Source organism: Novosphingobium sp. GV079 (assembly GCF_003058045.1).
Classification (GTDB): domain Bacteria; phylum Pseudomonadota; class Alphaproteobacteria; order Sphingomonadales; family Sphingomonadaceae; genus Novosphingobium; species Novosphingobium capsulatum.
Map to the genome: position 1 here is coordinate 1 of NZ_QBUE01000007.1, position 18,359 is coordinate 18,359.

Below are 18,359 nucleotides of genomic sequence, written 5' to 3' on the forward strand. Positions count from 1 at the left end.
CCTCGACCGCATGGGCCCTCATCGCTTCCATCCGAATGATCACCCGGCGAACCGCAACCTATTGCCTTGCTTGAGAAACTTCCGAATCAGGCACTAAGCTGCAATTTTTTTTAGATCAAAATGTTCCAGATTCGATCGGCCGATATCTTCAAGGGAGAGGGCACAGCGTCCTTAGGCTTCGCCATCATATTCCGCCAGACTCACCCGATCAAATAGTGGGCGTGACAGCATTGAAAGCTGGTCGCATTCTCATTTCATGCGATAAAGATTTCAATCGACAGCGCTTTCAGCAAGACCGTTTTGCCCAGTTATCGAGGATTGCCCTTAGCGGCGCTGGACCCGATCTCCTTCCAGCCATTAAAGAGCATGTAGAGGTAATTGAGTTCCAGCTTCAGCGGATACCCAGCAATGGACGCATGGTCGTCCATGTCGCGACCGGCCAGGTGCGGTTCCGTACTAATTAAAGGCCTAGCCAAGCCTGTGTAGACGCCTGCCAGTGCGATATCAATTCTAGTTTTGGTCGAAGGATGTTTCGGCCCAGCAAACTATCGCCAGGTTTGACTTCGTGAAAAGCTCTGCATGTTTGCAGCAGCCCGTTCATTTCGCTGCTTGGCGCGAGTTAAGCCGGGTGCGACGAACGAGGGAACTGGATCAAATGTCGACTTGCATCGCGGGCACAATGCTGCGTCCCGGCGCCCCGTTTGCACCATGATGGTAACGATTTTCGCTGTCGCGATGCAAGTTGGGCAAGAGGGCCAGCCAGTTGGACTGCCTGAATTATCGGGCAGGAAAAGGTATCCTTCGAACGCTATCAAATCGCTAATTTTGCTATCTGCTTCAAGTAGGCGTTGATTTTCCTTCTCAAGGCATGAGTATCGTTCAGCCAATTCGATATGTTCGATTTTTATCTCTGCAAGACTCTCCATAAGTTCTGCTAATTTCATCTTAAAAGTCGCAGCGTCGTATTGGTGCTCTATACCTCGAAGCGCTTTCGCAATTCCAAATGCGTTGTTGATCGCGGTAATCGCCGCAAACGCTTCCATGTCTGCCTCACTGTGAAATCCGGCTTATGCCAACATCTTTTCTCAGGCGCCTGCCTCTAGAGTCCGAGCACTATGGGCGCGTTTAGGCTCAGAGTGCAAGAACTGCGCGTTAAGGCTGCCTGCGCAAAAGTCGATGCTGAATGAGGAGGCTGTAAATGCGTGGCGTCCGAACACGCGACCCAAGGAGCAGTCAGCGCGCTCCGCGTCCTCCTATTCTGCATCTATTGCTACTGTTTATCAGCCGCGCTTTCCGCCTCAGCTGCTGCTTCCTTCGCTCGATCCGCCGCCTCTGCCGCATCATCCGCCGCGTCTCGCGCATCAGGAACGACGTCACGCCAGTTTTCGCTCCTGAACCGTTGGGCCTGACTTTGGGCGTCCGCAGCGGCAGCATGAGCCGACTCTGCGGCATCCTGCGCATCGACTGCCTTGGAGTGCGCCTCTTCCAGTTGCGCACGCAGCGCTTCGTTTTCGCTCTCCAGTTCGGAAACGCGCTCTTCCAGCTCTTGGCGGCTGGGTTCATCGGAACACCCGGCAAGAATCAACAGCAGCCCAGCCGATAGTGCCCGCATAAAAACCCCCATGCCGCCTGCGCGGCCAGCGTCAGGACGCGGGGTTCATTTGGCGCCTGCACGAGCGCCGCGGTGATGGCCTTGGTGGCAGAAGCCCGGTCGTCTTTGGCAAGAAACGCCAGCGCGCGAAGCCGTTGCGAGGCAGCGTCTGACGTGGCGCCGAGATCGGCGAGCGTGCGATCGGGCAAGCCGCGCTGCAAATCGGCCTCGGCCACGAGCTGCGCCATGTCCGCCGGCGCATGGCCTGATTTTGCCAGCTTTTCGAGCGAGGTCGCTGCCGCTTCGCCGTTGCCCAGCGCCAGCGCATTGCGGGCATGCAGTTCCAGCAGCTGGGGATCGTCGGGCGTGGCGGTCATCGCGATCGCCAGATCGCGTTGCGCGGCGGTAAAATCATGCGCGGCATATTCGCGCATGGCCCGCTGGCCGGCAGCCTTGGGATCTTCCCCGCAACCAGACAACAGCGCCGCGCCAAGGCAGAAAATTGCTAGCGAACGTTTCGTATGGGCCATTAACGCTTCCCTCCGCGCTCGCTTCTACGCGTGGTCCATTGCGTTTGTCCTAACCGATTTAGGCGGACGAGGGGGAGCCAGACGATGTTGCAGGGCGCGCTCCATCCCGGCGTAACCGGGCCTGGCCCGCGTCTATGCCGCGCGTGATTTTCGTGAGCACGATCGCGCAATGATGGTGTGGCCTTAGCGCGACTGCAACTGCAGCGCGTGATCGGCGGTTCAGATTAGAAAATCCGCAGCATCGTGCGGTTCATCGCGCCCAGCATCGGCATCAGCCAGCTTCTGGGCATCATTGGCGGCCTTGGCCGCGGCGGTCTTGCCGGCGCGGTCGGCCAGGGCTTGCCAGGCGGCCTGGGAGCGCAGGTATTTGTCGCGCTGGTTGGCCAGGCCGCTGTCGCTGGCAGCCTTGGCGCTGAGGGCAACCTGCCTGAGGTAGAAGTCCTGTACTTCGGACATGGTCTTTTCCTTCGGGCGAGGTTGCCGGTTTGGCGTTCAGCCTACCATCTGGGCGACGATGTCGCGCAGTTGCTGCCGGCTCAACCCACAAAGGGCAGGTTGCGGGCGCTGGGCGCCGCGCGGAGAGGGCAGGGGGTAGGTGGTATGCAGATTGGAAGTAGAGAACGTATATTGCGTATTCATGATAGTCCCGGGCGCCTGTTAGGCGCCTTTTATAATTGTTGGGCGTCTACCGCCGTTTGCGCATGGCGGCCGGGCCGCCAGCAATCTTTTCACGATAGACGATACGGCCCTTGGTAAGGTCGTAGGGGGTCATCTCGACCCGGACGCGGTCGCCCACGATCGAGCGGATGCGGAATTTGCGCATCTTGCCCGCGGTGTAGGCGATGATCCGGTGATCGTTTTCCAGAAGGACGCCGAAGCGTCCATCTGGAAGGATCTCGTCGATTTGGCCTTCAAGGGTCAGGAGATCCTCTTTGGCCATGGGCTTAAACCGACTGAAGGTTGACCGCTGCTTCCTTGCCGCGGCGATCGGTTTCCAGTTCGAAGCGGACGCGCTGGTCCTTGGACAGCGTGGCCATGCCCGAGCGCTCAACGGCGCTGATGTGGACGAAGCTGTCTGCGCCGCCGCCATCGGGGGCGATGAAGCCATAGCCCTTGTCGGTATTGAAGAACTTTACGGTGCCGGTCAGCATGAGTGTTTCCTTTTCACGAAACAGGGGATCCCGCCAGCAACAGCGCTGGCGGAGCTTGTAGCGAGAGAAAGGAAGGATCGGCTTGCCCGTATGAATGACGCGCTTGGCGCCAGGCGTGAGCTTCAAAATCCGTCGCAGGCGACGTTAGCAAAGCAGCATATGGCAAATGGCCGGCGATTTGTCAATGTCGGTGCCACGCCTGGCAAACTACTTGGCGCCTGCCAAGTAATGCCGGCGATTTTGTCGCGGTGCCGGGCTGCATTTCATCGCGAACAGCCCGGCCCACGCCGCTCAGACGATTCGCCTGCCGGTTCAATCGGCCAGCATGCCGGCCAGGCGCGCGGTGATGATCGCCTTGGCATCGCCCATGATGCGGTCCACCAGTTCGGCCACGGTCGGCACGTCGTGGATCAGGCCCTGGACCATGCCGGCGGTCCAGATGCCGTGTTCGGGATCGCCCGAGATCAGCCCCTCGCGCCCGCGCGCGCCCTTTACCAGATGCGCGATTGCCTCGAACGGCTTGCCCTCGCGCTCGATCCGCACGGCTTCTTCGGCCACGCTGTTGCGCGCCACGCGCGCCGTGTTGCGATAGCTGCGGAACAGAAGGGCAGTGGCGCGTTCGTCGTTGGCCACGATCGCCTGCTTGATGCCGTCATGGATCGGCGCTTCCTGCGTGGCGCAGAACCGCGTGCCCATGTTGATGCCTTCGGCGCCCAGGGCCAGCGCGGCAGCCAGGCCGCGCCCATCGCCAAACCCGCCCGAGGCAATGATCGGAATCTTCACCTTGTCGGCTGTGGCGGGAATCAGGATCAGGCCAGGCACGTCGTCCTCGCCAGGATGGCCGGCGCATTCGAAGCCGTCGATCGAAATGGCGTCCACGCCCATGCGCTCGGCCGAAAGCGCGTGGCGCACTGCCGTGCACTTGTGGATCACCTTGACCCCGGCCGCCTTGAATGCGGCGACGTGTTCATCGGGGCGATAGCCGGCGGTTTCCACCGCGGTGATTCCGCTTTCGATGATCGCTTGGCGATATTCGGCATAGGGCGGGGGGGTGATCGCCGGCAGGATCGTCAGGTTCACGCCAAAGGGTTTGTCGGTCATCGTGCGGCAGCGCGCGATTTCCTTGACCAGCGCTTCGGGAGTGGGCTGGGTCAACGCGGTGAGAAAGCCCAGCGCGCCGGCATTGGCCACCGCTGCTACCAGTTCGGCCGTGCCTACCCATTGCATGCCGCCCTGGGCGATCGGGTGTTCCACGCCGAACAGTTCGGTAAAGCGGGTCTTGATCATGGCGGCAGGCAATCCTCTTGGCATGTTTGCCGGGCAATCTGCCAGCCTTCCGGCACCCTTGTCAATTAACCAACCAACTAAAGGGGTGTGTGGAAACGGCGGCGCGCTCGGCCAATAGTCCAATATCGGCATGGCCGGCATCATGGCAGGGCTGGTGCAAACAGATTGTGGAGTGGAGGAGTTATGTCGAAACGCCTGATTGCCCCGGCACTTGCTGCCATGTTCCTGATTGCTGGCAGTGCCCATGCCGCCCCGCCGCCGGCCCCGGCCAGCTGGGCCCGCTGCGCCATATGCCATGACAACACCAAGGGCGGCCCCAACAAGATCGGGCCCAACCTCTATGGCGTGGTGGGCAAGAAAGCCGGCACGCACGCGGCCAACTTCCGCTATTCCGATGGCCTCAAGAAATCGGGCCTGACGTGGAACGCTGCCACGCTCGACAAGTGGATCGAAAACCCCCGCGCGCTGGTGCCGGGCACAATGATGTCGTTCCCCGGCCTGAAGGACCCGGCCAAGCGGGCCGAACTGGTCGGCTATCTCACCAGCCTCAAGTAAACGTCGCCTTTCCGGGTCGCAACCGGACCGGGCCGGGTAGCAAGCCGCTACCCGGCCTTTTTCGTGCGCATCAGTTCAGCGGAAAAAGGGACGGGCAAAAAAAGGCCGGACAGGCCCGGGGAACTGGGCTGTCCGGCCAATGTCCCGGCGCCTGGAGAGCAAGCGCCGGGGCGGTGATGATCGGTACCGGGTAAAGGCCGATCAGAAGAAGAGGATGCCGCCCAGGGCGACCGTGTCGGACTTGGCGCTGTTGCCATTGTGCGCCTGCGCCTTGGCCGAGACATATTCGCCGATCAGGGTGACCCAGCTGGTCAGGCCATAGCGGACCTGGCCGACATAGCTGCTGTTCTTCTTGACCAGCGTGGGCGTGGTGGCAGCGTCGACCGCGTTGGCAAAGTCGAGCCGGCTTTCGCCATAGCTGCCGCCGACCGAGACCTTGCCGAACGTGGCCAGGGCCTGGGCATAGAAGCCGTGGCTGTCGCGGGCATGGCCAAGGCCATCGCTATCGAGCAGGTTGAGCACCGTGGTGCCCAGGCCCTGCGCGGTGTAGTAATAGCCCACGGCCGTAACCGGGCCGACCGTCAGCTTGGCGCCCACGTCGAGGCCCTTGCCGGTATAGCTATAGGCGCTGGCCACGGTATCGTGCTTTTGCGTAATGCCCGAGAGCCACAGGTGCGCGCCCACGGGGCCCAGCTTGCCATCATAGGTCAGCTTGGCCTGGAAGCCGGGGCTGGCGTTCTGTTCGGCCGGGCCGGTGAGCGAGCTCAACGGCTGGAACACGCCAAATGCCGCCTTGAAGCCCGAGAAGCCGGGCGTGGTATAGGTAATCTGCGGCTGGAAATCGGTGTAGATATAGCCCGATCCGATACGGCCCAGCGTGGTGTTGGCGGGCGCCACGTTGCCACCCGGCGCGCCGGACGAGAGCAGCGTGATATCGTTGAGAATGGCGTCAGAGCCGAACAGGCCGATATCGCGGCCGATCTTGATCTCGCCAAAGCCGGCGCGGCCAAACGTGAGATAGGTCTGGCGGAAATCGATGCCCGAGGTGGCGAGCGCGGTGGGCTGGCCGCCGTTGTTGGCGCCCAGCGCGCCCCATGCCGCGCTGTTGATGCCCGGATACATGCCAAAGTGCGCGCCCACATCCCAGCCGCCCTGGTGCGTGGTGGCTTCCACTTTGAGGAAGCCCGGCAGCAGGCCGTTGCGCACCGAAGAGGTGCTGTTGCCGCCGACATTGGCAATGCCACCGGCCACCGCCGTGCGGGCCGAGGGCGACTGTGGATTGTCGTGCACGTAAAAGCCGTTGACCGAGCCCGAGAAGCTGAGCGTTACATCGCCCACTTCCAGGCCGACGCCGCTGGCGGTGCGGCGCACGAAGCGGTCGCTGTCCGGTGCGGCTGCGGCGGCTACCGGTGCCGGTGCCGCGGTAGGTGCCGGCGCGGCATTTTCGGATTCATCTTCGCGCAGCAGCTGCTGGTATTCCTCGTCAGAGAGGATGCCCTTCTCATGCAGTCGCTTGAGCAGCGCGGCCGATGTGCCGGCCATGGCGGGCGCAGCGCCCAACGTCATCCCAAGCGCGGTCGTCGCGACGAGCAAAGCGCGCGCCAGCCCCTTTTTTCCCTTCATTGGTCCATCCCCTGCCATCGTTTTCTTGCCCCAAAGGGCAGGCGGAACGATGCGCCGGGGCGGCCCGCAGCGAAATTGGACTATGGTTCTCGTTCCAAGGAACTACGCAAGTTTGCGGTATAAGATCCTCTCCCACCCCGTGGGGGAGGTGCCAGCCCGCAGGGCTGGCGGAGGGGGCTTGTAGAATTTCGCGCAGAGGCGCTGAGGCGCAGAGAACATAGAATCTCTGCGCCTCAGCGCCTCTGCGCGAACCCCATCTCCGTTTCAGTTGACGGGAAAGGTAAGGGTACTCAATCCCCCACCACGGCTCCCCAAGGCGCCACACCCGCCGGCACCGTGGCAATGGTCTGCCCCGCCATCAGGTCCACCACCGAAACATCGTTCGACAGCCCATTGGCGGTGTAGGCCCGCGTACCATCGGCGTTGAGCGCGAGATGCCACACGCGCTTGCCCACCGGGATCGTGGTCTTGACCGTGTGGCTCGCCACATCGACCAGGGCGATGCGATCGGCACGGCCGAGCGCGACCACGGCGGTCTTGCCATCGGGGGTGAAGCGGATGCCGCAGGGCATGATCTTGTAATCGGCCACGCCGGGGATCGCGAAGTGGATCGTGGCCGTGATCGCGCGCGTCTGCGGATCAGCGATCTGCACCACGCCGCCCACTTCGGCCGCGATCCACAGCTGCTTGCCATCGGCGGTGAATTCCACGTGGCGCGGGCGCTTTTCGGTTTCCATGGTGGAAACCACCGCATGGCTGGCCAGGTCGATCCAGCTGACCGCGTTGTCTTCTTCCGAGGTCACGACCAGCCACTTGCCGTCCGGGCTTTGCGCAATGCCTTCCGGCTCCTTGCCCACCGAAACCTGGAACGCCACGCGGCCGCTGGCGAGATCGATCGCGCTGACGGCGGCATCGTTTTCGTTGGCCACGAACACGGTCTTGCCATCCTGGCTCAGGAAGAACTGTTCCGGATCTTGCCCCGCGCCGATTTCGCGCAGAATCTTGCCGGTCTGTCGGTCGATCACTTTGACCGCGTTGTCGTTGCTCACGCAGACCAGCACGAAGCGCCCGTCCTTTGACAGGGTGATGCCGCGCGGCCGTTCGCCCACTGGCCAGGTGGCAAGGGACTTGCCACTCGCGCCGTCGATCACGCTGATCGAATTGCCGCGTTCGTTGCTGACATAGACGGTCTGCGCCTGCGCGGTGGCGAGCGGCAGCAGGGCGGCAATAGCGGCGAGCGCCGCGCGAGCAGTCAAACGCATGGGGCAGGATCCTCTTCCGTCATATGCACCTTAGGCGGTGCCTGCCCGCCTGGGCATTCGACCAAAGGTCAATTTCTCCCATGGCTTGCATGGTTCATCACCATCCGCAGTGTCACGGAGCTTGCCAAGCCCAAGATTCGTGCCAGACCATAAAACTGGGAAAGGGAATGACGCGATGAAGTTCACCGGACGACTGGCGCTCTGCGCGGCAGCCGGGGTTTTTACCCTTGCCGGCGCCACGCATCTCCTGGCCCACGGCGATGTGACGCCGCAGCCCGTCGATACCACGGCGCTGCCCGATATCCAGCCCAACAACGACACCTGGTTGCAGCACAATCCCTATCGCGGCAATGCCAAGGCGATCGAGATCGGCCATCACGCCTATGCCCAGAACTGCGCGCGCTGCCACGGCATCGATGCCATTTCCGGCGGTATCGCGCCCGATCTGCGTTACCTGGAACTGGGCGATTCCGGCGATGAATGGTTCGTTCAGCGCTATCACCATGGGTCGGTGCGCGACGGCAAGGTCTATATGCCGCCGATGGGCGAGATCCTGGGCCAGAAGGCCGGCTGGGCCATCCGCGCCTGGCTTGAAACCGTGCACGAGGAATAAGCCGGTGGCTGTCACGCGCCGCACCCTGCTGGCTGGCCTTGCCGCTGCTGCCGTCCTGCCCCGCGCGGTGGAGGCAGCCCCTCTGGCCAAGGTCAAGGCCAGCGGCATGCTGCGCGTGGCGATCTACCAGGACAACGCGCCATGGTCGTGGGACGAGGGCGGCCAGATCAAGGGCATTGACGCCGATCTCGGCCGCGCCCTGGCTGCGGCGCTCGGCGTCAAGGCCGATCTGGCAATCTTCCCGGCCGGCGAAAGCGTCGAAGACGATCTGCGCAATGCAGTGTGGCGTGGCGGGCTGCTGGGGTTCCAGGCAGCCGATGTCATGCTGCATGTGCCGTTCGATCCCGCCTTTGCCGCCGCGCAAGACCAGGTGGCGATCGTCGCGCCCTATGCGCGGGAGCGCTTCGGCCTGGCCTGCGCCACCGGCAAGGGCCTGGAATGCGAAGGCATTCCCGTCTCGTTCAAGGGGCACAAACTGGCCGTCGAAGTGGCCACGATCCCTGATTATTACCTGATGGGCCAATTCGGCGGCGCGCTCGCCAAGGATGTGGCACACTATCCCAATGGCGTGTCGGCGGTTTCGGCACTGGTCAAGGGCGATGCCGATGCCGCCATGGCGACCACGGCGCAGCTCGAATACGGGCTCAAAGGCCAGGCCAGCGGCTTTGCCCGGCGCAAGGGGCCCTTGCCGATGATGACCAGCCCCGGCTGGGACGTCGGCATGGCCGTGAAGGAATCAAGCCGCACGCTGGGTGATGCCCTGGAAGAGATCGTGGGCCAGATGCAGAAAGACGGCCGCCTGGCCGCGCTTTGCCAGCCCTATGGCGTGAACTGGCAGGCGCCGCTGGCGGGTTGAGGCCCACCCCTCCGTCAGGCCTACGGCCTGCCACCTCCCCACCATGTGGGGAGGATACGAGATCCTCCCTGGCGCGCAGCGGCGGGGAGGGGGACCGCGCGCGCAGCGCGTGGTGGAGGGGTAATTGTTGCGCAGCAAACCTAGTGCCAAGGTCCAATTGTGGCCCGCGCACGATGGAATAGGTTCCCAGATGTCAGGTGGGCGGGGCAGGGGGCACCGGCCGCAGCAAACCACCATCCGCCCCCCATAATCAGCGCAACGTGATCAGCCCGCACGAGAGGCTGCACGATCAATCGGAGGTGTGATGATGAAGGGATTTTTCAAGGCGACCGCAGCCTGTGTGCTGGCCATCGCCATGGCCGCTCCTGCGCTGGCCGATGGCGCGCCCGCTGCGGGCCCGGGCGATGCCGACCTGATGGCCGATGCCACCACCACGGGCGACGTGCTGACCTATGGCATGGGGCCGCAGGCGCACCGGTTCAGCCCGCTCACGCAGATCAACACCGCCAATGTCGCCAAGATGGTGCCGGCTTTCGCAGCCTCGCTCGGCGGGGAAAAGCAGCGCGGCCAGGAATCGCAGCCGATCGTCTATGACGGCATGATCTATGTCACCGGCTCCTATTCGCGCGTCTTTGCGTTCGATGCGCGCACTGGTGAAAAGCAGTGGGAATACGATGCCCGCCTGCCCGACGGCATCATGCCCTGCTGCGACGTGGTCAACCGCGGCGCGGCAATCTATGGCGACAAGATCATCTTCGGCACGCTGGATGCGCACGTCGTGGCGCTCAACCGCAAGACCGGCAAGGTCATCTGGAACAAGACCGTGGCCGATTACCAGGCCGGCTACAGCCAGACCGCCGCGCCGCTGATCGTCAAGGGCCTGGTCATCACCGGGGTATCGGGCGGTGAATTCGGCGCGGTCGGCGTGGTCGAGGCGCGCGACGTGAACACTGGCGAACTGGTGTGGAGCCGCCCGGTGATCGAAGGCCACATGGGCACTCTGCGTGGCCAGCCCAACGGCATGACCGGCAAGCTCAACGCCACCTGGCCGGGTGACTTGTGGAAGACCGGCGGTGGCGCCACCTGGCTTGGCGGCACCTATGACCCGGAAACCAACCTGATCTTCTTCGGCACCGGCAACCCGGCGCCGTGGAACAGCCACCTGCGCCAGGGTGACAACCTCTACACCGCCTCGACGCTGGCGATTAACCCCGACAACGGCCAGATCGTTTGGCACTATCAGACCACGCCGCACGATGGTTGGGACTTTGACGGCGTGAACGAATTCATTCCGTTCGATGCCACCGTCAACGGCAAGGCGATGAAGCTGGGCGCCAAGGCCGATCGCAACGGCTATTTCTTCGTGCTCGACCGCACCAACGGCAAGTTCATCAGCGCCAGCAAGTTCGTCATGCAGACGACCTGGGCCAACGGCTTCAACGCCAAGACCGGCCGCCCCAACTATATCGACGACAACCGCCCCGGCGCGCCTGACATGGCCGGCGGCAGCGAGGCCAAGGGCAAGACCGTGTTCGCCAGCCCTTCGTTCCTGGGCGGCAAGAACTGGATGCCGATGGCCTATTCCGACCAGACCGGCCTGTTCTACATCCCGTCGAACGACTGGGGCATGGACATCTGGAACACGCCGATCGCCTACAAGAAGGGCGCGGCCTATCTCGGCGCCAGCTTCACGATCAAGCCGATCGCCGAAGATCACATCGGCGCGCTGCGCGCGATGGATCCCAAGACCGGCAAGATCGTGTGGGAATACAAGAACAAGGCCCCGCTGTGGGGTGGGGTGATGAGCACCGCTGGCGGCCTGGTCTTCACGGGCACGCCCGAAGGCTATCTCAAGGCCTTTGACGCCAAGACCGGGCAGGAGCTGTGGAAGTTCAACACCGGCTCGGGCGTGGTCGGCTCGCCGATCACCTGGGAACAGGATGGCGAACAGTATGTCGCCGTGATGTCGGGCTGGGGCGGCGCCGTGCCGCTGTGGGGTGGCGAGGTCGCCAAGACCTTCAAGGAAATCAGCCAGGGCGGCGCGCTCTGGGTGTTCAAGCTGCCCAAGTCATGATGGGTCGGGGCGGAAGCTGGGGGGCTTCCCGCCCCCTGCCCTTCACCGGGGTGCTGGCAACAGCGCCCCGGGCCATCGTGGGGCCCGTTGTGGAAGGCGGCGGGTCCCGCACACCCTTGCGGGTGCGGAGCGCACCTTCCCCCTCTTGCTTTTCCCCGCGGCCGGCCGATAGTGCCGCTATGGCCAACGCCACGCCCGAACGCATCCTGGTTGTCGATGATCACCCGCTGGTGCGGGACGGGCTGCGCAGCCTGCTTGCCGTTACGTTCGAGCATTGCGACATCCTCGAAGCGGCCGGCGTCGAGGAAGCCTGCACGGTGCTCGCCAGTCATGGCGATTGCGATCTGGTCCTGCTCGATCTCAACATGCCCGATGCCACGCGCCTGTCGGGCCTGGTGCAACTGCGCGAAGCATTTCCGATGGTGCCGGTGCTGATGGTCTCGGGCAGCTTTGACCGCGCCCTGGTGCAAGAAGCGCTCTCTGCCGGCGCGGCCGGTTTCCTGCCCAAGTCGATGAAGCGCGATGGCATCGTCAATGCGCTGCACATGGTCATGGCTGGCGAAATCTACATTCCCGATACCGGTCTGGAAGAAACCCCCGCCAGCGCCGAGGAAGCGCAGATCCGCACGCGGATCGACAGCCTCACGCCGCAGCAAAAGGTCGTGCTGCACCATCTCGTGCATGGCCGGCTCAACAAGCAGATCGCGCACGATCTCGATGTCTCGCTCACCACGGTCAAGGCCCACGTCTCGGCCATCCTGCAAAAGCTGGGCGTGTTCAGCCGCACCCAGGCCGTGATCCTGGCCAACCGCGTCCATTTCGATTGACGGCATGCGTGGATTTCCATCACCCCCCGACCCCCTCCTCTGAAGAGGAGGGGGAGTTAAGGCATTGATCTGAAAAGCCCCATCCTCTTTAGAGGAGGGGGTTGGGGGCGGTGCGAAGCCTGAAACTACGGTCGCGCGCAGGGGCTTCGACAAGCTCAGCCCGAACGGATTTCAAAGGTAATTCAAAAACTCCGTTCGCCCTGAGCCTGTCGAAGAGCCTGTCCTGAGCCTGTCGAAGGGCGCCAAACTCCGCCCGATTCAATGCATCATCGTCTGCAAAAGCGCGCGCAGCTGCGCCGGCTTTACCGGCTTGCCCAATAGCGGCAGCTTCTGCCCAGCCAGGCGTTCCTTCAGTTCCTCGCTGCGATCGGCCGAAATGATGATCGCGGGCACGCTGCGGCCCAGGCTGGCGCGCACGTCGTGCACGGCCTGGTCGCCGGTTTCGGCGTGATCGAGGTGAAAGTCGGCAATGATCACGTCGGGCGTTTCGGCGCCCAGCCGGTCGATCGCGGCCGGCCCGCTGCCGGCAACCAAGACCTGGCAACCCCAACCGGTCAACAGCGTTTCCATGCCCAGCTGGATCTGCGTTTCGTTGTCGATTACCAGAATGCGCCGGCCCTGGATGGCGCGATCGCGCACCGGCTTGGCCGTGGTGGGAGCAGTATCGGCCTGGCTTTCGCCCAGGGGCACGGTGATGGCAAAGCACGCGCCCGCGCCCGCGTCCGAGGTCAATTCCAGCGGATGCTGCAGCATGGCCGTGGCGCGGCGCACGATCGCCAGGCCCAGCCCTTTGCCGGGAATGCGGTGGCTGTTGTCGAGCCGGCGGAACTCTTCGAAAATGCGCTCCTGCTGGTCCTTGGGGATGCCTGGGCCGGTATCGGCCACGCTGATCCGCACCTGCCCCGGGGTGGGGCTGTCGGTCGTCACGCGCACGTGCCCGCTGCCGGTATAGCGGATGGCGTTGGACACCAGGTTCTGCAGGATGCGGCGCAGCAGGCGCGCGTCGCTGCGCACCCATACCGGCGCGGTTTCCACGGCAAACGTCAGGCCCGCCGCGTGCGCGGTCGGGGCAAATTCGGTCTGCAAGGTGCCGAGCAGGCCGGCCAGGTTCACGTCGGTGAGGTTGGGGGTGATGGCGCCGGCATCGAGGCGCGAGATTTCGAACAGGGTTTCCAGCAGGTCTTCCACCGAATTGAGCGAGGTGGAGGCCTGGTTGACCAGCGCGCGGGTGGGCAGGGCAAGCCGCCGCTCGGTCAGCGCGGCGATGAACAGCCGCGCGGCATTGAGCGGCTGGAGCAGGTCGTGGCTGGCGGCGGCAAGAAAGCTGGTCTTTGACCGGTTGGCCATTTCCGCGGCGGTCTTGGCCTCCAGCAGCTGCGCCTCGATCGCGCGGCGTTCGGCCACTTCGGATGCCAGGCGGCGGTTAAGCGCGGTCAACTCGGTGGTGCGCTCGGCCACGCGGCGTTCCAGCGTTTCGGCGGTATTCTGCAGGATCTGCCGGGCGGTGGTCGGCTCTGTCACATCCAGGAAGCCCACCACCATGCCGCCCAGCGCCGTAGCGGTGGTGCGCACTTCCCAGATGCGATCGCCCACCGTGGCCAAGCGGTTGCGCACCGTACCCTCGGCCTCGGTGCGCCAGGCCAGCGCGTCGGCCCCGTCCATCGCCAGGGTCTGGGCGCAGAAGCGCACCAGGTCTTCGTGGTTGCCGATCGCCGCGCTCGCGTCGCCGGCCAGGCCCAGCAGGCGTTGCAGGGCGCCGTTCCACGCCGTCAGGCGGCGGCCGGCATCGAACATGCACACGCCTTCCACCAGGTTGTCGAGCAGGGCCTGCAACGCCAGGTTCTGTTCGGCCAGATCGCGGGCACGGGCGCGGGCATCCTCGGCCTTAGCCTCGGTAATGTCGGTATAGATGCCAACGATGCCGCCCTCGCTCGTGCGCAGCTCGTTGATCTGGATCCAGCGCCCATCCGACAGGGCCTGGACATGGCCGCCCGATGCCACGGCATGGCGCGCCAGCCGGTCTGACACCCAGCGATCGGGCGCCGACAGCGCGCCGGCCGGGCGGCGCTGCTGCGCCAGCAGACTGATGATTTCGTGGAACGTGGGATTTTCCGGCAGCAGCTCGGCCACTTCTGGCCAGAAGCCCATGTACGCCTCGTTGAACAGCACCAGGCGATCTTCGGCATCGAACAGGGCAAAGCCCTCGTTGATCGATTCGATCGCATCGCGCAGGCGCGTCTCGGCCGCTTCGGCCGTGGCATGGGCCTGGGCCAGCTTGGCGTTGACCGTGGCAAGCTCGCCCATGGCCTGTTCCAGCGCGCGGGTGCGATCGCGCACCAGTTGCTCCAGCGTGATCGCCCGCTCGAACATCGAAAACGCCGAATGCGACAGGTCGGTCGATCGCTCTACCCGGTCGATCAGCGTGGCGTTGATCTTGCGCAGCTTGCGCAGTTCGCCTTCCAGCCGCGCGATATGCTGCGCGGCATCTTCTGGCGCAGCCGTGGCAAAAGGCGCGCTATCCGTCATCGCCCGATCGCCAGCCCGCTGAACGTCTGGTTGACATGCAGTGCGTGGAATTGTTCGCCGTAGGTGTTGAAGCCCACCACGCCGTTGCGGCGATAGATTTCCGAAATCGGCCGGCCCAGCTGGCGCCGCTCGGCATTGATGCGGTTGAGCACGCAGTCGAACGCGATGATGTGATCGATTTCGCCCACCGCCTCGCGAATTTCCGCCATTGTCGCGTTCAGGCTTTCCAGCTGGTCGACCGGCTCGCCCAAGGTCAGCACGATGCCTTCGTCGATCGCGCAGTAAAAGGTCAGGCTGCCATCAGCGTGGGCGGTCTGCACCGCCCGCACGTGATAATCGCCCCCGGCGCGCACCATCGGCGGGCAGGCGGCAAACAGCGCCATGTCGGGCTTGCGCATGTCGATCCCGCCATAGACCGTGCTGGCCAGGCGCAGGTATTCCTCGGCCGCCGGCTCGGCATTGATCTCGGTCACGCGGCGGGCGCCGGCATCGGCGCCGGTCACCACCATCTTGACCGCGCCGGGCTTGTAGTGCTGGCGGCGGAACACGTGCAACGGCCGCGTGGTCGACACGATCGCCACCACCGCGCCGGCTGCATGAAACATGCCATCGGAATAGATGCCGGTTTCCTTGAACATCAGCCCATCGCCCGATGATCCCCCCACCAGCGGAATTTCGCCCAGCGCATCCTGCACGGTCATCGCCAGCAATTCCTCGCTGTGCGACAGGCCATCGACCAGGAACAGCGCGGCGTGGTTCACCTTGCGGCCCAAGGACTGGATCGAGAGGCGCTCGCTGCCCACTTCCGCGCGCGCCACCAGGTCGCGCACTGCCGCCCGCGCAGCGCTGGCATCAAAGTGCGCCAGATCGTCAAAGCGGTGGCTGACCATGTGGAAACTGTCGGCCGGAAACGCGATCAGGCTGATCGAATCCTCGTCATAGCCGGCCTCGGTCAACTCGCCCGAACTGGTGCAGCCGATCATCGGAAATCGTTCCATCGACCAGCCGCGCGCCGCCCGCGCCAGCATTTCCCGATCGTAGCGGTGGGAACAGAACATCACGGCCCCCGCCAGGTGTTCGGGCGCGATCGTTCGGCTGATCTGGGCAAAGGCCTCGAAAGGATCGGATGCATGGGATGAAGCCACGCCAACCTCGCAGGTGCGAATATCCAAGACCCTCTCCAATCGCCGCTATTGTCTTGTTATCGTTGCCTTCGCGCGCGCAGGGCGGCGATCAAGGCAGGGTCACAATACAATGGTTCGGCCGCTATCGGAAAGGGCGGCGATACAAAAATATGATGGCTTGCTCAGGATTCTCCGCGCGGCGGTGGCCCGCCTTCTTCCAGGGCCAGGGCCTCGGCATCGGTGAACAGCCGCGCATGGCCGAGAAAGCGAACACCTTCGGGCGTTTCCAACGACATGCCGGCGCCGCGCCCCGGCGCGACATCGATGGTAAGCTGGGTGTTCCGCGCATATTCGAACTGCGCCGCGCCGATCCACACCGGCACATCGCCGGCAATATGGCCCAGCAACACGTCCTGCCCGCCCACCTTGAACTCGCCGCGGGGATAGCACATCGGCACCGATCCATCGCAGCAGCCGCCCGACTGGTGGAACATCAGCGGTCCGTGCATGGCCGTCAGCCGGGCAATCCATGCATCGGCTGCCGGCGTTGACGTCACGCGGGGCGGAATATCTGCCATGGCATCGCTGCTCCAAGCCAAGCGGGGCGGGCGCTTGCCGCACCCGCCCCGGAAAATGCGCCCCTGTTGTCCGCCGGGGGCGCCTTTCATCGCGGCGCCTCAGAAGAAGCCGAGCGCCTTGGTGCTGTAGCTGACCAGCAGGTTCTTGGTCTGCTGATAGTGATCGAGCATCATCTTGTGGGTTTCGCGCCCGATGCCCGACTGCTTGTAGCCACCGAAGGCAGCATGGGCAGGATAGAGGTGATAGCAGTTGGTCCACACGCGCCCGGCCTGGATTTCGCGGCCGAAGCGATAGGCGCGGTTGCCGTTGCGGGTCCACACCCCGGCGCCCAGGCCAAACTGTGTGTCGTTGGCAATGGCCAGCGCCTCGGCTTCGTCCTTGAACGTGGTGACGGCCAGCACCGGGCCAAAGATTTCTTCTTGGAACACGCGCATCTTGTTGTGACCTTCCAGGATGGTGGGGGTCACGTAATAGCCATCGGCCAGGTCGCCCGAGAGCGTGGCGCGGCTGCCGCCGGTCAGCACCTTGGCGCCTTCGCCCCGACCGATGTCGATGTACGAGAGGATCTTTTCCATCTGCTCTTGCGAGGCCTGCGCGCCGATCATCGTGGACGGATCGAGCGGGCTGCCCTGGCGGATCTTCTGCACGCGGGCGACGGCGCGTTCCATGAACTTTTCATAGATCGATTCCTGCACCAGCGCGCGCGACGGGCAGGTGCACACTTCGCCCTGGTTCAGGCCGAACATGGCAAAGCCTTCGAGCACCTTGTCGAAATAGTCGTCGTCGGCGTCCATCACGTCGGCAAAGAAGATGTTCGGGCTCTTGCCGCCCAGTTCCAGCGTCACCGGGATCAGGTTTTCGCTGGCATACTGCATGATCAGCCGGCCGGTGGAGGTTTCGCCGGTAAACGCGATCTTGGCGATGCGCTTGCTGGTGGCGAGCGGCTTGCCGGCTTCGATGCCAAAGCCGTTGACGATGTTGAGCGTGCCTTCGGGCAGGATGTCGGCGATCAGTTCGGCAAACACCAGGATCGACATCGGGGTCTGCTCGGCGGGCTTGAGCACCACGCAGTTGCCGGCGGCAAGGGCCGGAGCCAGCTTCCACGCGGCCATCAGCAGCGGGAAATTCCACGGAATGATCTGGCCGACCACGCCCAGCGGTTCGTGATAGTGATAGGCCACGGTGTCGTGGTCGATCTCGCCCAGGGTGCCTTCCTGGCTGCGCACGCAGGCGGCGAAATAGCGGAAGTGGTCGATCGCCAGCGGCACGTCGGCGGCGGTGGTTTCGCGGATCGGCTTGCCGTTGTCGATGGTTTCGACCATCGCCAGCAGGTCAAGGTTGTCCTCCATCCGCTGCGCCACCTTGAGCAGGATATTGGCGCGATCGGCGGGCGAGGTGCGGCCCCAGGCTTCGCGTGCCTTGTGCGCGGCATCAAGCGCCAGTTCGATATCTTCGGCCGTGCCGCGCGCCACCTGGCACACCGGCTTGCCGGTTACGGGCGAGACGTTGTCGAAGTACTGGCCGCGAACCGGCGCGACCCACTTGCCTCCGATGAAGTTGTCGAACTTGGCCTTGATCGGGCTTTGGGCCGAAAACTTGGTCATGGCTTCCTGCAACATGGGGCCTCTCCTTGCATATGCTTTAAGGCGAATGACGTGTGAAACGGTGGCATGCTATGCGACCTGCCACGAAGCCCTGCGGCCCGTTCCGTGTTCTGGCCGAGAATGCGCAAAGGGGCCCCGTTCGGGCAATTGTACCTTG

Annotated in this window: 17 protein-coding genes and 2 pseudogenes; 6 read left to right on the plus strand and 13 right to left on the minus strand. The window is 64.0% G+C overall.

The genetic code is table 11. The features are described from left to right. Window positions 1-98: 98 nt before the first annotated feature. Window positions 99-281 (plus strand): annotated as a pseudogene (locus C8K14_RS23225) (DUF5615 family PIN-like protein); the annotation flags it as partial. Between the two features lie 264 nt (window positions 282-545). Here C8K14_RS23225 and C8K14_RS22370 read toward each other — a convergent pair. The 7 genes from C8K14_RS22370 to C8K14_RS11035 form a co-directional block, all read right to left on the minus strand. Continuing rightward, window positions 546-1,043 (minus strand): hypothetical protein, encoded by a 498-nt coding sequence (locus C8K14_RS22370; protein ID WP_133726796.1) that lies wholly within the window; start codon window positions 1,041-1,043, stop codon window positions 546-548. Window positions 1,044-1,270: 227 nt separating this feature from the next. Further along, a complete protein-coding gene (locus C8K14_RS11010; protein WP_158271896.1) occupies window positions 1,271-1,612 on the minus strand; it encodes a hypothetical protein in 342 nt (113 codons plus the stop codon). Then, window positions 1,582-2,121, minus strand: a complete 540-nt coding sequence (locus C8K14_RS11015; RefSeq protein WP_108350156.1) for a hypothetical protein — start codon at window positions 2,119-2,121, stop codon at window positions 1,582-1,584. Before C8K14_RS11015 ends, C8K14_RS11010 begins: the two co-directional genes overlap by 31 nt. Before the next feature lie 219 nt (window positions 2,122-2,340). Further along, window positions 2,341-2,577: a hypothetical protein gene (locus C8K14_RS11020; RefSeq protein WP_107716714.1), complete on the minus strand. Its 237-nt coding sequence runs from the start codon at window positions 2,575-2,577 to the stop codon at window positions 2,341-2,343. A gap of 229 nt (window positions 2,578-2,806) precedes the next feature. Continuing rightward, window positions 2,807-3,061, minus strand: coding sequence for a translation initiation factor IF-1 (infA, locus tag C8K14_RS11025; RefSeq protein WP_022676633.1), 255 nt, complete (start codon window positions 3,059-3,061; stop codon window positions 2,807-2,809). A 4-nt stretch (window positions 3,062-3,065) separates the two neighbouring features. Then, the gene (locus C8K14_RS11030; RefSeq protein WP_028657943.1) at window positions 3,066-3,272 is read right to left on the minus strand and encodes a cold-shock protein; all 207 of its coding nucleotides are present in this window, start codon (window positions 3,270-3,272) and stop codon (window positions 3,066-3,068) included. 312 nt (window positions 3,273-3,584) lie between these two features. Next, window positions 3,585-4,559, minus strand: a complete 975-nt coding sequence (locus C8K14_RS11035; RefSeq protein ID WP_107716715.1) for a nitronate monooxygenase family protein — start codon at window positions 4,557-4,559, stop codon at window positions 3,585-3,587. A 183-nt stretch (window positions 4,560-4,742) separates the two neighbouring features. Between C8K14_RS11035 and C8K14_RS11040 the strand changes: the two genes are divergently transcribed. Next, the gene (locus tag C8K14_RS11040) at window positions 4,743-5,114 is read left to right on the plus strand and encodes a cytochrome c family protein (protein WP_107716716.1); all 372 of its coding nucleotides are present in this window, start codon (window positions 4,743-4,745) and stop codon (window positions 5,112-5,114) included. 201 nt (window positions 5,115-5,315) lie between these two features. Here the strand turns inward: C8K14_RS11040 and C8K14_RS11045 are convergent, their stop codons facing one another. Both C8K14_RS11045 and C8K14_RS11050 read right to left on the minus strand, forming a co-directional pair. Further along, window positions 5,316-6,737, minus strand: a complete 1,422-nt coding sequence (locus C8K14_RS11045; RefSeq protein WP_369974050.1) for a porin — start codon at window positions 6,735-6,737, stop codon at window positions 5,316-5,318. Between the two features lie 290 nt (window positions 6,738-7,027). Next, window positions 7,028-8,008, minus strand: a pseudogene (locus C8K14_RS11050) (PQQ-dependent catabolism-associated beta-propeller protein); the annotation flags it as partial. Window positions 8,009-8,174: 166 nt separating this feature from the next. On the opposite strand from C8K14_RS11050, the gene pedF reads away from it, so the two are divergent. From pedF to C8K14_RS11070, 4 genes are all read left to right on the plus strand, one after another. Beyond that, window positions 8,175-8,612 carry a cytochrome c-550 PedF gene (gene pedF / locus C8K14_RS11055; protein ID WP_022676627.1) on the plus strand — a complete coding sequence of 146 codons (438 nt, stop codon included), beginning with the start codon at window positions 8,175-8,177 and terminating at the stop codon, window positions 8,610-8,612. A 4-nt stretch (window positions 8,613-8,616) separates the two neighbouring features. Further along, window positions 8,617-9,468, plus strand: coding sequence for an ABC transporter substrate-binding protein (locus C8K14_RS11060; RefSeq protein ID WP_233251036.1), 852 nt, complete (start codon window positions 8,617-8,619; stop codon window positions 9,466-9,468). 307 nt (window positions 9,469-9,775) lie between these two features. Continuing rightward, window positions 9,776-11,542 carry a methanol/ethanol family PQQ-dependent dehydrogenase gene (locus C8K14_RS11065; RefSeq protein WP_028657938.1) on the plus strand — a complete coding sequence of 589 codons (1,767 nt, stop codon included), beginning with the start codon at window positions 9,776-9,778 and terminating at the stop codon, window positions 11,540-11,542. Between the two features lie 179 nt (window positions 11,543-11,721). Further along, window positions 11,722-12,369, plus strand: a complete 648-nt coding sequence (locus C8K14_RS11070; RefSeq protein WP_022676625.1) for a response regulator transcription factor — start codon at window positions 11,722-11,724, stop codon at window positions 12,367-12,369. A gap of 258 nt (window positions 12,370-12,627) precedes the next feature. Here the strand turns inward: C8K14_RS11070 and C8K14_RS11075 are convergent, their stop codons facing one another. The 4 genes from C8K14_RS11075 to adh all read right to left on the minus strand — a co-directional run bounded on the left by C8K14_RS11075 (window position 12,628) and on the right by adh (window position 18,217). Continuing rightward, window positions 12,628-14,895 (minus strand): NahK/ErcS family hybrid sensor histidine kinase/response regulator, encoded by a 2,268-nt coding sequence (locus tag C8K14_RS11075; RefSeq protein WP_107716718.1) that lies wholly within the window; start codon window positions 14,893-14,895, stop codon window positions 12,628-12,630. Continuing rightward, window positions 14,892-16,067, minus strand: coding sequence for an FIST N-terminal domain-containing protein (locus tag C8K14_RS11080; RefSeq protein WP_054130815.1), 1,176 nt, complete (start codon window positions 16,065-16,067; stop codon window positions 14,892-14,894). Before C8K14_RS11080 ends, C8K14_RS11075 begins: the two co-directional genes overlap by 4 nt. 134 nt (window positions 16,068-16,201) lie before the next feature. Continuing rightward, on the minus strand, window positions 16,202-16,597 hold the full coding sequence (locus C8K14_RS11085) for a DUF779 domain-containing protein (protein WP_054130935.1): 396 nt from the start codon (window positions 16,595-16,597) through the stop codon (window positions 16,202-16,204). A gap of 99 nt (window positions 16,598-16,696) precedes the next feature. Then, window positions 16,697-18,217 carry an aldehyde dehydrogenase gene (gene adh, locus C8K14_RS11090; RefSeq protein ID WP_054130814.1) on the minus strand — a complete coding sequence of 507 codons (1,521 nt, stop codon included), beginning with the start codon at window positions 18,215-18,217 and terminating at the stop codon, window positions 16,697-16,699. Window positions 18,218-18,359 lie beyond the last annotated feature (142 nt).

Excerpts from the sequence above, each read along its gene's own strand:
- C8K14_RS22370 (WP_133726796.1), bottom strand. The coding sequence starts at position 1,043 with ATGGAAGCGTTTGCGGCGATTACCGCGATCAACAACGCATTTGGAATT.
- C8K14_RS11010 (WP_158271896.1), bottom strand. The coding sequence starts at position 1,612 with ATGCGGGCACTATCGGCTGGGCTGCTGTTGATTCTTGCCGGGTGTTCC.
- C8K14_RS11015 (WP_108350156.1), bottom strand. The coding sequence starts at position 2,121 with ATGGCCCATACGAAACGTTCGCTAGCAATTTTCTGCCTTGGCGCGGCG.
- C8K14_RS11020 (WP_107716714.1), bottom strand. The coding sequence starts at position 2,577 with ATGTCCGAAGTACAGGACTTCTACCTCAGGCAGGTTGCCCTCAGCGCC.
- infA (WP_022676633.1), bottom strand. The coding sequence starts at position 3,061 with ATGGCCAAAGAGGATCTCCTGACCCTTGAAGGCCAAATCGACGAGATC.
- C8K14_RS11030 (WP_028657943.1), bottom strand. The coding sequence starts at position 3,272 with ATGCTGACCGGCACCGTAAAGTTCTTCAATACCGACAAGGGCTATGGC.
- C8K14_RS11035 (WP_107716715.1), bottom strand. The coding sequence starts at position 4,559 with ATGATCAAGACCCGCTTTACCGAACTGTTCGGCGTGGAACACCCGATC.
- C8K14_RS11040 (WP_107716716.1), top strand. The coding sequence starts at position 4,743 with ATGTCGAAACGCCTGATTGCCCCGGCACTTGCTGCCATGTTCCTGATT.
- C8K14_RS11045 (WP_369974050.1), bottom strand. The coding sequence starts at position 6,737 with ATGAAGGGAAAAAAGGGGCTGGCGCGCGCTTTGCTCGTCGCGACGACC.
- pedF (WP_022676627.1), top strand. The coding sequence starts at position 8,175 with ATGAAGTTCACCGGACGACTGGCGCTCTGCGCGGCAGCCGGGGTTTTT.
- C8K14_RS11065 (WP_028657938.1), top strand. The coding sequence starts at position 9,776 with ATGAAGGGATTTTTCAAGGCGACCGCAGCCTGTGTGCTGGCCATCGCC.
- C8K14_RS11070 (WP_022676625.1), top strand. The coding sequence starts at position 11,722 with ATGGCCAACGCCACGCCCGAACGCATCCTGGTTGTCGATGATCACCCG.
- C8K14_RS11075 (WP_107716718.1), bottom strand. The coding sequence starts at position 14,895 with ATGACGGATAGCGCGCCTTTTGCCACGGCTGCGCCAGAAGATGCCGCG.
- C8K14_RS11085 (WP_054130935.1), bottom strand. The coding sequence starts at position 16,597 with ATGGCAGATATTCCGCCCCGCGTGACGTCAACGCCGGCAGCCGATGCA.
- adh (WP_054130814.1), bottom strand. The coding sequence starts at position 18,217 with ATGTTGCAGGAAGCCATGACCAAGTTTTCGGCCCAAAGCCCGATCAAG.